Raw genomic sequence first — 13,986 nt, forward strand, 5'->3', positions numbered from 1 at the left:
TGACATTCACTATACTTTTCATAGTTGGAACTCCTTTTGTAGATGACTTGTTAGTGGGAACAACAAGCTCAACACATCTACAATAGGAGTTTTTTTTATTTTCGTAAATACTTATATACTTTTTACAATTTTTTCAAGTCATGCAACGCCAGTGGGTCTGACCCCTGATTGTACGACAAACAAAAAAAGCCAGACTTCCTTAGTGAAACAAACCATTTTCAAGGCTCATTTCACTAAGGGGTCTGACCCTTAAAATCCTTTTGGGTTTAGAGGATGTTCTTTTCTTGTAAGTAAGAAATAATAATCTCTACTGATTCCTCAACGGTCTGCTTGTCTGAATCTACAATAACCTCTGGAGATTCTGGTTCTTCATACGGAGAGCTAATTCCTGTAAATTCCGGAATTTCACCTGCACGAGCTTTTTTGTATAACCCTTTTGGATCACGCTCTTCACACGCTTCCAATGAACAGCGAACATACACCTCGATGAACTCTCCTTCTTCCACAAGATTACGTACGCGATCACGATCCTCTTTAAATGGAGAAATAAATGCTGTACAAACGATTGTACCTGCATCAACAAATAACTTTGCAACTTCTCCAATTCTTCGGATATTTTCTTTTCGATCCTCATCGCTAAAACCAAGACCTTTGTTTAAGCCGTGACGAACATTGTCCCCATCTAGTACATAACTATTCTTACCTTGTTTGAATAGTTGTTGCTCAAGTGCATTTGCAAGTGTAGACTTCCCAGCTCCAGATAGTCCCGTAAACCACAATATCGTGCTTTTATGTCCGTTCCGTTCTTGACGTTCTTCTTTTTTAATCGTTGTATCATGCCAGACAATATTGTTCTCTGTCATTTTTACTCCCCCTTATTAATCCTCTAAAAAGAGTATGTAACTTAAAACTATACACCATTCACAATCCCACTTCACTGTGCTTATAAATGAAGATCGTAATTCCTAAAAATAAGATCCATTATCGCATTGAATCTCTTGCCCCTAGAAAAACATGTCAAGAGCAAGCAAAATACAATTGCGACAATGGACATCATCTATTCAAATTAAGCATGTACCTTCTGCATACCACGAATTAACACTTCTACCACTTCACGTCGACTAAATTCCGGTGGTGGAACAACACCTTCAGATAACATTTCACGAACCTTCGTTCCTGAAAGGATCACACGATCTTCTTTCCCATGAGGACACGTTTTTGTAGAGGCCATGTTTCCGCATGCCTTACAGAAGAAACTGTGCTCAAAGAATAACGGATTAATAGCTAGATCGCCTTTTTCAAATTCAGAGAAAATAAGTTGAGCATCATACGTACCGTAATAGTCACCAACTCCCGCATGATCACGTCCTACGATAAAGTGTGTGCAACCATAGTTTTGACGAACAATCGCATGGAAAATCGCCTCACGCGGACCCGCATAACGCATTGCCGCAGGAAACACAGCTAAAAATACACGATCTTCTGGGTAGTATTTTTCGAGCAACACTTCGTAACTTTCCATCCGAACATCAGCTGGAATATCATCAGACTTTGTTTCACCCACTAATGGATTTAAAAATAAACCATCGACAATTTCAAGAGCTGACTTTTGAATGTATTCGTGTGCACGGTGAACTGGATTACGTGTTTGGAATCCAACAATACGTTTCCACCCTAATTCTTCAAATTTCGCTCTCGTTTCTTTTGGATCAAGATAATATGTCTCAAAACGGTCATGTTTCACCCGTTTAGTTAACGTAATTTCGCCTCCAACATACACATTTGGACGTTCAAACATTTTCTTTACACCTGGATGAGCATCATCAGTTGCACGGTAAACTTTTTCAGCCTCCACTTTTTTGTCCGGTGTAAAGATATCTGAAATTTCAACAACTCCATAAACGTCACCATTAAAAGTCAACTTCGCTTTATCCCCTACAGAAAGAACAGCAGCTACCTCTTCTGAAACTGGTAACGTTACAGGAATACTCCAAACGGTTCCATTTGCTAGACGCATGTTATGAACAACCGATTCATAATCTTCTTTTCCTAAAAAGCCTGTTAAAGGGCTAAATGCTCCAATTCCAATTAACTCTAAATCTGAAAGTGAAAAAGAATCTAGTTCAATTTCCTTCTTAATAGCTGTTGTGTCATAAGATTGATCGAATCGGTTAATGAGTGAACCTCCATGTGCTTGTATCATTGATAAACTCCCTTTCTAGATTAATTTTATTTGTGTAATCCACATTCAGTTTTTTCTGTGTTAGCCCAACGACCACTTCGAGGGTCTTCCCCTTCAGCAACTGGTTTCGTACAATATTCACAACCAATGCTCGGATAATTTTGATCGTGTAACTCGTTATAATCTAATTGATGAAGCTTAACGTACATCCAAATTTCTTCTTCAGTCCAATGAATTAACGGACAAATCTTAATCGATTTGAACCGATTATCTTGGTTAATAAACTGTGTGTTTGCTCTTGTTGGAGATTGTTCCCTACGTAAACCAGAAATCCACGCGTCATATTTACTCAATTCACGCTCAAGTGGAACCATTTTTCGTACATTACAACACGCGTCAGGCTCTCTTTCCCAGAGGCGCTCACCATACTGTTGTGCCTGTTGTTCAGGCGTTAGCTCTGGTTTCGCTAATTCAATATTCAACGTTGGATAGCGATTCTTCACTTTATTAATTAATTCATAGGTTTCTTTAAAATGAAAATCAGTGTCGAGAAAAACAATCGTCGCATCTTTTTTCACTTTGCTTATGAGATCAATTAACACCATTCCCTCAACACCGAAACTACAGGAGTATACTAATTTTTCCCCAAACTCACCATAGGCCCATTTTAAAATGTCTAATGAGTCTTTTCTCTCTAACTGCTTATTAATTTCTTCAAAATCTTCTTTAGTCATTAAATCATATTTATAGTCCATTTCCTCACCCCTCTATCCACAATAAAAAAAGCGTAAGTAAAGCTCATACTTACCAACGCCACCTCTAGTTTTCTAGTCAGCACGCCTTACTTCATTCGTACCTTTTCATTTTTTTCCAATTGAATCACTTTGCCATCTTGAACAATAAGAGTTACAGAACCATATTTTAAATCCTTTAAAAGCTCTTGTAACTGCTTACTAACACGACTCCATTCTTGTTCGCTTCCCATATATATCCTCCCTCAATTACGATTATTTAACACGAGGAAGTTTTAATTCCTTGTAATTTGATATGATTTATTAGTTTAATAGTATTCTATCCATCATTCACCAAAAAGTCAAGTTGATAAGTGTGAAAAATTAGATAAAAAAGAAGAGCACAGCCTGTTGTAAACTATCCCCTTGAAGATCGTTTTACTCAGCAATGCTCTTTATATTATGGTTGTGTTATTGTCCCTGTTACTTCCTCAATTGAAATATTTCCCCCACGACTTTCTAAAATTTCTACATCACCATTTACTCCAACAATATTGATGTTCCCTGAACCGCTTCGTATCGTTACATCTCCAACATGATCTTCAAATTCAATATGACCGGATCCCGCTATCAACCTAACTGGCCCATTCGAAGCCGTGACACTCGTTGTCCCAGCATTATTATTAATTGAAATCGTTCCATTTATATTCTCTAATGTTACGTGTCCTGCCCCATCTGTCACTTCCACATTTCCGTCAATGTCGATAAGAGTTAGATGGTTTGACCCATGTTGCACTTTCAAATCCGACTTCATCGATACGATTTTTAATTGTCCTTCATTTTGGCGATAAAAAATAGGAAGGGTAGGAGGAAGTTCGATATGTAAATGGATAAAGCCTTGCTCAATGTCAGTCCCTCTCTTGACAGATGTTATTAGCTGACCAATCCCCTCTTCTTCCTCCAAGCTGAGAAAAGTATTATTTTCACTAAACTCTTTGGCATGTTCAACATCTCGATCACTTAATGCTGCAAATGTAGCGGTTACTCGTACCTCATCTATACCTTCCACTCCAGTAATCGTCACATCCCCTTCATCTTGGTTAATAGAAAGTGCTTCTAATTGCGTCGCATCTAATGTGAAGGTTTCTTCTGATTCATATTGTACAATATTACAACCTGTAATCATGATTAGTGTCATGATACAGAAACTTGCTAATACGATTTTCTTCATTCCAATTCTCTCCTGTCTCTATTATTCATGCCAGTTTCCTAGTTAAGTGTACAGAAACTTACAAAGGAAGCCAACAATAATAAACAGAAACGCTCTTTTCTTCACCATTTAGTCACTTTTTGACAATGGGAATCACTTGCGCTGGCGCTTTCTTTTTAACGATATATTCCGTTTTATAACCTTCTTTTTCTCTTTTTATAAACGTTGATTTTGAAATCGGCCTAGCTCTAGACCATTGTAGTGAATCAATGTTTTCCCAACAATCGTGCGTAATTAATTCTTTTTTATAATAGTAATGATTGCCTGATGGAAAAGACTCACATATGTATTTAACCGTTTGCTTTGAATGCATAAAGTGTCCCCTCCTTTTTTCTATATCTTTGCCAGAACCCTTCAAACTTAAAACGCAGAAGCGCTATGATATGTAAAAAGATGCACAGAATATAGAAAAAAGCTAGCTGTGACATCACTTTCACAGCTAGCTTTTCACCTCCAACCCGAACTCTTTTCGAATCGCTTTTTCACGTCCTCGAAACAAAGAAAGTAATAAGGGCTTTGTCAGATAACTTGGAACTACTGATCGGAACTCGACGATATCTTCCATAATTGTGTATTCTCCCTTCACATGAAAGACATGTTTATGCTGCCACTCTAAAAAAGGAAAAGGAAGCTTCACTCCTTTATCGATAAAAAAGTGCGGAGCCTGTACTTCTTTAATAAGAGACTCCCACTTCAATGAGAAGCACACAAAACGAAGTTGCATCTGTATCAAGTTCCCTTGTCTTGTCTCAGGGCCACTAAGAATGCTAACCTTAGGGAAAGATGTAATTTTTGCTAAATTTTCAGCAGTTGAAAAAAATGCCCATACCTCTTCAATAGGGGCTTCAATCCTCGTTTTATAGGTAAATACTACCAACAGCTTTCCCCCTTTCTTAATAAATAAAAAATGAGGTCAATTAAAATGAAGCAAACTTTCACTTTCTATTTTGGATTTCTTTTAGCTGTTACTTTGCTTTTCATCAGCTTTTTATTGCAACCAATTGACTTTTGGGTTCTCTTTCCGCTTTCACTCGCTTTACTAACCGTCTACAGCTGGCTATTGGAGAAACCATCTGTCCACCACCTTGATACAGTTGATTGGACACTCGCAATAAGTAGCGGCATAGGTTTGTATGTTTTGTTTGCAGTTGGGAACTGGTTTATCTTATGGACAGGCTTACCCCTTATGCCTCAACTAGCCAGTCTTTACCAAACGGTTAAACCGATTGATCCCCTCCATTACGTATGGTTGTTTATCATTATTATTCCTGGAGAAGAATGGTTTTGGCGTGGTTTTATCGTTAAACGATTACAGAAAAGAATGACGGGCTTCAAAGCCGCACTGATCGGGACATTTTTATATGGAGGAGCCCATATCGTAACAGGCAGTTTCTTGCTCGTACTAGCAGCTTTGCTTGCCGGATTCATTTGGTCAGTCCTTTATGTTAAAACGAGAAACATTTTCCTTGTTATTGTCTCGCACCTTGTTTTTGACTTATTTTTGCTAGTTTTATTTCCGTTATTGTAATCACTAAATCTGCCCTCTAGCCTGTTTATACCACTATGCATTCTCATGCACTAGGACTACACTAGAGGGGCTAAAATCCACTTGCTAAATTGAAGCGGTATTAAGCATAAATATTGACTAATAACCCTTTTATCTCACCAACCATATCAAGAATATCGAGCCCTTTTTTCTCTTTTTGCAATACCGCATCCGTTAAATCTAACAACTTCCGATCTACTTCTTGGACGATTTTATAAATTTTTGTACGACCTCTTCGGTTAAAACCTCTTCGCTCCTCAAGGCTTAAACCAAACTGCACCGCATCTTCCATGAACTCTTTCACAAGTTGTTTGTACTTTCTTAACTCATCAACCGTTCGTGATTCGGCAAGTACTTTTCCTTGATCATCGATTTTACTCATTAACTGCGAAAGCCGTTCATAAGCCTTCTCATCACGTTGTTTTCCCATTACTTCTTGAAATGAAACTTTTGCTTCTGGACCCTTTTTTTTCGGTTCAATTCGTCCTAAACCTGTCTTAGCTATACGTTGTACGTCCATCGTGCACCTACTTTCTTTCTTAGCTAATCACTCTTTAGTGTAGCTTACCACAAATCTTCATACAAAATGAGGTGTCCCAAAAGGTTCAAGCTCCCTTTATGAAACACCTCGTAATTCTCATTATTGTAATAATTGTAAAACACCTTGTGGTAGTTGATTCGCTTGTGCAAGCATGGCTGTAGCTGACTGATTAAGAATATTATTACGAGTAAATTCCGTCATTTCAAGCGCCATATCTGCATCACGAATACGTGATTCAGCTGCTGTTAAGTTCTCGTGTGTCACTTGTAAGTTGTTAATTGTATGTTCTAAGCGATTTTGGATTGCACCAAGTTTGGAACGCGCTTCAGATACTTTCTGAATTGCTTCATCAAGTGATGTGATCGCCCCTTGCGCATCCGTCTCTACGTTGACCGCCCCAATTTGAAGGGAGTTCACATTCATAGCAGGAATATCAAACTGAACATCTTGACCGGAATTAGCACCAATTTGGAACGTAATATTCATGCCATTTACCCCATCTAACAGTGTACGTTTGTTAAATTCCGTTTTATCTGAAATGCTATCTATCTCTTCAATAAGCTGGTTAATTTCTTCTTGAATTTGCTTTTTGTCTTCAGGTGTATTCGTATCATTCGCTGCCTGAACTGCTAGCTCTCGCATACGTTGAAGCATAGCATGAACTTCTTGCATCGCCCCTTCAGCCGTTTGCATGAGAGAAATTCCATCAAGAGCATTTCTTTCTGCCATTTTTAAACCTCGAATTTGCGAACGCATTTTTTCAGAAATCGCCAGCCCTGCCGCATCATCAGCAGCACGATTAATACGGAGACCTGAAGAAAGCTTCTCTAAATTTTTAGAAGTACTAGCTTGATTTTGATATAGATTGCGATAAGAATTTAAAGCTTGAATATTGTTGTTAATTTTCATTCAACTTTGTCCTTTCATGACTCATAGAGTGAATTGGTTTCGTACGCATTAACTTTAGCTTTAGTTCCTTTAGCTGAAGAAGTTGGTTTTGTTTTCATTGATTCATTCCAAGATGACATAATCATGCTTATAAGTGAAATAATCTCTTTAATAATAGCAGTATCTTTTTTTATATTGGCTTCTACTAATTTATCCGCTATATAGTTATAAACTTGTTCTAGCTGATCAGCAATAATTCCAGCACTATAATTTAAGCCCGCGCCTAAACGATGAACAATATCACTTGTCTTCTTTAACTTTTCGTTTGCAGCAGAGAAATTTTTTTCTTCAATATGACTGATCGCCTCTTCTAAGTTCGTTACACACGCTTCATAAAGGAGTGCGGTTAGCTCTTGTGACGACTTTTGGTAAAGAGTCTCATTTGATAGGATTGTGGTCAAACATTCCACCTCCATATTTTCTATTCTTCCTTATTACTATTATCGGATCTTGTCGAAGAAAGTTTAATAGCTTTTTTCCATTTCTTCTATTAAAAGCAGGATCTCAGCCATAACCGAATAAAGTTGAGGTGGAATGTTGTCTCCTAAATCCATATCAAGTAAGTTTTCAACAAGTTTTGCATCTTCTTGCATATGAACATTGTTCTTTCTTGCTAGCTCCATTATTTGATTAGCCACTTGACCTTTTCCTTGTGCAACTACCTTTGGTGCTCCACCATTTTCCTCATCATAACGAATGACAGCAGCAGTTGGACCATTGATTTTCTTACGTTGTTTATGATTAATATGTCTTGTTACCATCATATTTTATAATCAAACCCTTTCTCACCAAAAATAGGTTGTTGAGTCGTCGTATCAGATTCTTGTTTGCCTGATGGGTCTTGAGTAGAATTTAATTTGCTATAGTTAATTCCATTGATTGAATAGCCTATTTCAGACAACTTTGTTACCGCCATATCAATGAGTGGTTTCATTTTCTCTTGAAAATCATCATTATCATTTTTTAATGTAACGGAAAGCTGACGCTCATTAGAAGATACAACAATGCCAATTTCGCCCATTTTCGGCGTTTCCATCAAAAAGTATAGACTGCAATTTTCCCAGTCAATTTTATCCCCTTCATTACGTGAATTAACATAGACTTGTAGATTCTCTACTTTATTCTCTAACAAGAATGGTAATTGAAAATAAAGGCTCTGTAAGTTGCTTTGATGATCTGATCTGCTTAATAGTTGCTGACCTGTTACATTGGTTACTGCTTGATTCGCTAGTTGTTGTAATCTAGAACCTTCCTCTTCCCCTCGAGCTAGCTGCATTAAAATTGATTTAAGATTTCTTTCAGATAGATCTTGTTGTTCACGCCCAGATGCTAACTGTAAAGCAATGTCCGAATCACGGTTTAATCCTACATTTCTAAGCATTTCAAACATTGCACGAGGAGAACCTTCTTGAATGGGTCCGCGAATCGTTTCAGCATATTTCGTTCCAAACGATTGAGCTGGTGACTGAAGTTCACGCAACGCTTGCTCATTAGCCGCTGTATAATGTTTGACCTTTGTATCTGAAGGTTGAAATTGCAGTTTCTCTATTTGTTGTTTTACATCATGAACAATCTCGCTAGCCTGACGGACTTGTCCGCGTCCTAATAGTTTCTTCGCTTCGGCCAATTGGCTGCTAGCTTGCATTAATTGGCGTTCCGTTTTCATATCTGTAAATAGCATCATTTCACTTTTTAAAATCGCGTTATCCAGATTTTTTATTGTAGCTTCAAGCACCGGCTTTGCTTGAGTTTGAGCTTGATGTCGTACTTGGTCCATTTGTCGGTTGACTAAATTTAAATTTCTTGTTAGGTCGCGTTGAAGTTTTTTAAAATCAAAGGTCATTTGTGCCATTTTCTCTGTCACGGTCGTTACGGCAATTGACTTACTTTCCACAGCAACACTTGTTTGAAATTCCTCATTTATACGATACGTATTTGTTTCAGCAACTCGTGCAGGTTGATTTTGCTGATTGATCTCTTGAAAAGTAGAAGCTAGTTCTTGACGAGCTTTTAATTCTCTTCCTTGTTGGTGTAACTCTTTTGCCGTATCTAAGGATTGGTTAATAAGCGATGTTTCACGTTCAGGTAACCTATCTGCACCTACTAACGATTGGATCTTCTGAAGAGCCTGTTCTAGTGACGCCTCTTTTCTAAGAATGGTTTCGGCTTCTTTCGTGATTTTACTTATCGGTTTCGTTAGCTCTTGTATCGGCGAACTTTCTTTACCCATTTCAGGTACTTGAGCTCTTTGTTCTAGTAAGTTCAATGATTGTTGCATTCTTTCGGTTGCTACAAGTTGCAATTGATTGGCTTGGCGAGTCGCTACAGAAAGATTGTCACGATCTGAAGAATGAGCTATAGACAATTGCTGTATGACATTGTCTATTTTTTGTCTAGCAGAATTGGACAACCCTTCTTGTTGAATCTGTTGTCTTACATCTGTAACCAATTGACGATCCGTTGCATTCGATCCGCTTGTTGATTTCTCCATTTGCTGTAAAGCTTGATTGACTCTTTCTGTTGAGATCGTTACTAAATGCCTCGACTCTGCAAGCAACCGTTGCACTGATCGACTCGTCTCTCGATCCACTTGTGGTTGATTGGCTAGTTCTTGAACTCGATCCGCTACTCTATGAAACATCTCACGCTGACTATCACTTTGCAATCGTGAAAGTTGCTCACGTATGGTCGGTTCTCTATTCCCTAGATCTGCACCTTGATGTAGTCTCTGTCCTGGCTCACTTCGATCTACTTGTCGAACTTGATTATCACGTTCTACTAATCGTTTTGTAACGTTAGATTCTAACTGATTGAACGCAGTAAGTAACCTGTCACGCGCAACAGTCTGGACTTGATCAGCTTGTCTCATTTCAGATGATAATTGTTCATGTACGTTCGTAAGCCCTCTGCCTGTTACATTGCTCATTTGTTCAATTCGCTCTTTTACTACTTGAGATAAACCTTGTTGCTCCAGTAATTGACGGACTTCTCTAATTGCTTGTCGATCCGAGGAGTTAGTTGAGTGATTCTCCAATTGCACGAGAACTTGTTGAATTCGATCATTCATTGCTCGATCCGTAGAGCGGACCTCTCTTAGTATATTTTCTGCATTCTTCATCGTTTCTTTATCTTGTTGAGATATACTCATTACCTGTTGAAGGCGGTCGCTCCCCCTCTGCAAGGACTCTCGCTGAATCACATTTCGTATGTCAGAAGCTGATTCACGCGAAAAACGAACTTCCGGTGTCGTTTTTTGAGATTGAGATAGACCTTGGTCTTGATGCTGATTTACCCTTCTATCGTGAGGTTCTCGCTTTTGACCCTGACTCGCTTGATCACTTTCTTGTGAAAGGCGTGGAGTAAACTCTCTTCGCTCTCTAGAAATCGGCTCTACTTTATAATCCTGATCAATTTCTTTAGCAATACTTGTTAAAACTTCATTCATTGGCCTTCCATGCATCGCTTCGTGTACAGCGCGCAAATGCGAACTCGTTACGTCTAGGCTCTTATTCGCAACAGCTTGGACTGTTTGCAATCTTTTAGCTGAATTCCCTTCATTTACAAACCGTTGCAAATCTCTAACAGATTCACGAGACAGTGGAACATTTTTATCTAGTAACATTCTAGCAGCTTCACGTAATTCCGTACTTGGTTGTGCCACACCTAACTGACGTAAAACTTGACTCACTTCCTGTGAACGTCCTTCTGCCGACTTAGAACGAGCTGCCTCTCTCTTCGTTTGCTCTTGAACGGCTCTCACTTGCATTGGCTCTGAATCAGAGCTTAGAACTTGAATAGTTGCACGTTCTCCTGCCGGTACCCCTCCTTCAAAGGAGGCTACCATCTCTCTACCTCTTACAGTAATGATTGCTTCATTCGATCCTTTTTGTTCCTTAATAAGGGCAGATACTACATCACCTGCTTTCATCTGAACTTGTCGTTCTGATTTCGTTGTATGTAAAGATGGTTGAATCTGCATGATGTTCACACTCCGCTCATTTATATCTACCTTTACTATCGGTTGTAATTGAGCAGATGTTAACCATCAATCCTCTAGATGTTTTTTCCAACCCTTTCTCACAACTCCTTCTCCAAACTTTTCCTGTAGTTGCTGGATCGTTTGATTTATTTCTTCTTTTTTTATATCTTCTTCATACGTAAATAGATCTAGCTGTTTATAGGCGTATTTCTTTTCAAGCAAATCGTAAGTACTAATGCCCAATAAACGAATTGCCTCACCACTCCATACTTTATCAAATAATAGTTGAGCTTCTTTGGCTAGTTCTTCGTGTGATTGAATAGGATTTACTACCTTGTGACTTTTCGTAACCATTTTCCAATTAGAGTATCGAATGGTTATTTGCACTCCTCTTGCAAATACATTCTTATTTCGTAACCTTTGTTGTACTCGCTTGGCTAATTCTTCTAAAGTTGAACGAATCATCTGAGTGTTTCTAGTATCATTCCTTAAAGTAGTTGAATGGCCGATCGATTTGTATTCAGAATAAGCGTGTGGATTCACAGGACGATTGTCGTTTCCATTTGCACGCTCTTGTAAATCTAAACCTCTTTCTCCAAATTTTTTTAAGATTTGCTCACGATCTGCTTTAGCTAAGTCCCCAATCGTATGAATATGTACCTTTTTCCATTTATCAACCGTACGCTTTCCAATTCCATGCATGTCATCAATTGGCAATGGCCATAATTTATGTTCAATCTCTCTTTTACGTAAAACAGTAATTCCGTTAGGTTTCTGCATATCGCTAGCCATCTTTGCCAAGAATTTATTTGGAGCAATTCCAATGCTACATGGGAGATGTAATTCATCAAATACTCTCTTCTGCATTTCTTTTGCAAGACGAATCGGGTCATCCTCTTTTAAATAGGAGGTCATATCAAGATACCCTTCATCAATTGAAACTTGTTGGACTAGCGGTGTGTAAGTAAAAAGGATTTCAAACAAAGCTTTAGAAGCCGCACGATATCGATCTCCATTTGGTCTAAGTACAATTAAATTAGGACATAGTTTCTTTGCTTGCCAAACAGGCATTGTTGTTTTTACACCTTTAGCCCTAGCTTCGTAGCTACTTGTCACGATAATCCCTCTACGTTCTTCTGGATTACCAGCTATTGCTACAGGCTTTCCTTTCAACGTACGATCAAACGCAATTTCTACTGATGCAAAGAAACTGTTCATATCTAAATGGAATATAAGCCGCGCGCGATTCATTCTAAAGCCCCTCCTTCCTCACTATTATACGAAAGTGCGTTCGTTTTTCAAAGGGAACTAGTTGCAGAGTACAGAAGTTTACGATAAGGTGAAGGTATCATATAAATAAAGGGGAGTTACATATGAAGATAAAAAAGACAGATTCGTTTTATTCTGATCTATTTGATCATGTATTGCTCCTTGAAAATATGATTCGCTATGAAAAAAATACCTCACCAACTATTGCTGAACTAGCAATGATGATTGGTTACTCAGAAGAACTTATTTTAGAATGCTTAGAGTTTGGTAGATCCGGACACACTCGGATCGTACACTAAACACCCGAGTACAACAAAATAGAATCTTCGCGATCACTTTAAAGTTACAAAAAAAGCAATCCAATGTATCAACTTGGATTGCTTTTGTCATTAATTGTTTGTGGATACTTCTTTAATTACAGCAACAACAGCTTCTGATAACTTTACTAATTCAGAAATAGGCATTCGTTCATTTTTTGTATGAATTTCTTCGTATCCTACAGCTAAGTTAACTGTTGGTACCCCATGGCCAGCGAAAATATTGGCATCACTACCTCCACCACTTTGTAAAAGCTTAGGTGTACGACCAATCTGAGACATAGCTCGCTTGGCTACTTCAACCACTTCATCGCCATCGCCTAATTTAAAACCAGGATACATAATTTCTACTTCCACTTCAGCAGATGTTCCCATTTCTTTTGCAGTAGATTCAAAAGCCTCTTTCATCTTTGCTACTTGCGCTTCCATTTTCTCTCCAATTAGTGACCTTGCTTCCGCCAAAATAGACACATGATCACATACGATGTTTGTTTGTGTTCCACCTTCAAAACGACCAATATTCGCAGTCGTTTCTTCATCTATACGACCAAGAGGCATTTTTGAAATAGCTTTTGCCGCTACAGTAATTGCAGAAATTCCTTTTTCAGGAGCCACACCTGCATGTGCTGTTTTCCCAAGAACAGTCGCTACTATTTTCGCTTGAGTTGGAGCTGCAACAATGATATTTCCGACAGGTCCATCACTATCTAATGCAAAACCATATTTTGCTTTTAAAAGCGTAGGATCAAGAACTTTTGCCCCGTTTAATCCAGATTCTTCTCCAACGGTAATAATAAATTGAATTGCACCATGTTCAATATTTTCCTCTTTAAGAACGCGAATAGCTTCAAGCATCGCCGCAATCCCGGCCTTATCATCTGCACCTAAAATGGTGGTACCATCTGTGATCACATACCCATCTTGTATGGAAGGTTTCACTCCTTTACCAGGAACAACTGTATCCATATGAGAAGTAAAATAAATAGGATCTACTCCTTCTTTCGTTCCTTCAAGTGTACAAATTAAATTCCCTGCTGCATGCTCTGTTTTACTAGCAGCGTCGTCTTCTATTACCGAAACACCTAAATCTTCAAACTTTTTTTTAAGAATTGGTGCAATAATATCTTCATGCTTTGTCTCTGAATCAATTTGGACAAGTTCAAGAAATTCATCCACTAAACGTTGTTCATTAGCCATAAGTAC

The 13,986-nt window shown here is 38.3% G+C and carries 16 protein-coding genes; 2 read left to right on the top strand and 14 right to left on the bottom strand.

The features are described from left to right. Positions 1-266: 266 nt before the first annotated feature. The 7 genes from cysC to N0O92_RS15785 all read right to left on the bottom strand — a co-directional run bounded on the left by cysC (position 267) and on the right by N0O92_RS15785 (position 5,060). The gene (gene cysC, locus N0O92_RS15755) at positions 267-863 is read right to left on the bottom strand and encodes an adenylyl-sulfate kinase (protein ID WP_315615623.1); all 597 of its coding nucleotides are present in this window, start codon (positions 861-863) and stop codon (positions 267-269) included. 203 nt (positions 864-1,066) lie between these two features. Continuing rightward, positions 1,067-2,203 carry a sulfate adenylyltransferase gene (sat, locus tag N0O92_RS15760; protein WP_315615624.1) on the bottom strand — a complete coding sequence of 379 codons (1,137 nt, stop codon included), beginning with the start codon at positions 2,201-2,203 and terminating at the stop codon, positions 1,067-1,069. Positions 2,204-2,229: 26 nt separating this feature from the next. Beyond that, a complete protein-coding gene (locus tag N0O92_RS15765; RefSeq protein ID WP_315615625.1) occupies positions 2,230-2,937 on the bottom strand; it encodes a phosphoadenylyl-sulfate reductase in 708 nt (235 codons plus the stop codon). An 86-nt stretch (positions 2,938-3,023) separates the two neighbouring features. Further along, positions 3,024-3,167, bottom strand: coding sequence for a YezD family protein (locus N0O92_RS15770; RefSeq protein ID WP_315615626.1), 144 nt, complete (start codon positions 3,165-3,167; stop codon positions 3,024-3,026). Positions 3,168-3,373: 206 nt separating this feature from the next. After that, positions 3,374-4,144, bottom strand: a complete 771-nt coding sequence (locus N0O92_RS15775; RefSeq protein ID WP_315615627.1) for a DUF4097 family beta strand repeat-containing protein — start codon at positions 4,142-4,144, stop codon at positions 3,374-3,376. A gap of 112 nt (positions 4,145-4,256) precedes the next feature. Then, complete coding sequence (locus N0O92_RS15780; protein WP_315615628.1) at positions 4,257-4,496, bottom strand: hypothetical protein; 240 nt, start codon at positions 4,494-4,496, stop codon at positions 4,257-4,259. A gap of 126 nt (positions 4,497-4,622) precedes the next feature. Next, a complete protein-coding gene (locus N0O92_RS15785) occupies positions 4,623-5,060 on the bottom strand; it encodes an SRPBCC family protein (protein ID WP_315615629.1) in 438 nt (145 codons plus the stop codon). Between the two features lie 45 nt (positions 5,061-5,105). On the opposite strand from N0O92_RS15785, the gene N0O92_RS15790 reads away from it, so the two are divergent. Beyond that, positions 5,106-5,711, top strand: coding sequence for a CPBP family intramembrane glutamic endopeptidase (locus N0O92_RS15790; protein ID WP_315615630.1), 606 nt, complete (start codon positions 5,106-5,108; stop codon positions 5,709-5,711). A gap of 100 nt (positions 5,712-5,811) precedes the next feature. Here the strand turns inward: N0O92_RS15790 and N0O92_RS15795 are convergent, their stop codons facing one another. The 6 genes from N0O92_RS15795 to N0O92_RS15820 form a co-directional block, all read right to left on the bottom strand. Next, positions 5,812-6,249, bottom strand: coding sequence for a YaaR family protein (locus tag N0O92_RS15795; RefSeq protein WP_315615631.1), 438 nt, complete (start codon positions 6,247-6,249; stop codon positions 5,812-5,814). 120 nt (positions 6,250-6,369) lie between these two features. Then, positions 6,370-7,179, bottom strand: coding sequence for a flagellin N-terminal helical domain-containing protein (locus N0O92_RS15800; protein WP_315615632.1), 810 nt, complete (start codon positions 7,177-7,179; stop codon positions 6,370-6,372). Positions 7,180-7,193: 14 nt separating this feature from the next. Beyond that, positions 7,194-7,619, bottom strand: a complete 426-nt coding sequence (gene fliS, locus N0O92_RS15805; RefSeq protein ID WP_315615633.1) for a flagellar export chaperone FliS — start codon at positions 7,617-7,619, stop codon at positions 7,194-7,196. Between the two features lie 63 nt (positions 7,620-7,682). After that, a complete protein-coding gene (locus tag N0O92_RS15810; RefSeq protein WP_315615634.1) occupies positions 7,683-7,982 on the bottom strand; it encodes an EscU/YscU/HrcU family type III secretion system export apparatus switch protein in 300 nt (99 codons plus the stop codon). Beyond that, positions 7,979-11,197, bottom strand: a complete 3,219-nt coding sequence (locus tag N0O92_RS15815) for a hypothetical protein (protein ID WP_315615635.1) — start codon at positions 11,195-11,197, stop codon at positions 7,979-7,981. The genes N0O92_RS15810 and N0O92_RS15815 overlap by 4 nt, the downstream gene beginning before the upstream one ends. A gap of 66 nt (positions 11,198-11,263) precedes the next feature. Beyond that, a complete protein-coding gene (locus N0O92_RS15820) occupies positions 11,264-12,448 on the bottom strand; it encodes a DNA polymerase IV (RefSeq protein WP_315615636.1) in 1,185 nt (394 codons plus the stop codon). 122 nt (positions 12,449-12,570) lie between these two features. Between N0O92_RS15820 and N0O92_RS15825 the strand changes: the two genes are divergently transcribed. After that, on the top strand, positions 12,571-12,765 hold the full coding sequence (locus N0O92_RS15825) for a hypothetical protein (RefSeq protein WP_315615637.1): 195 nt from the start codon (positions 12,571-12,573) through the stop codon (positions 12,763-12,765). 90 nt (positions 12,766-12,855) lie between these two features. Here N0O92_RS15825 and N0O92_RS15830 read toward each other — a convergent pair whose 3' ends face one another. After that, complete coding sequence (locus tag N0O92_RS15830) at positions 12,856-13,980, bottom strand: tripeptidase T (RefSeq protein ID WP_315615638.1); 1,125 nt, start codon at positions 13,978-13,980, stop codon at positions 12,856-12,858. Positions 13,981-13,986: the final 6 nt, after the last annotated feature.

The sequence above is a fragment of the Alkalihalobacillus sp. MEB130 genome (genome assembly GCF_032335535.1).
Lineage (GTDB): Bacteria > Bacillota > Bacilli > Bacillales > Bacillaceae_D > Halalkalibacter.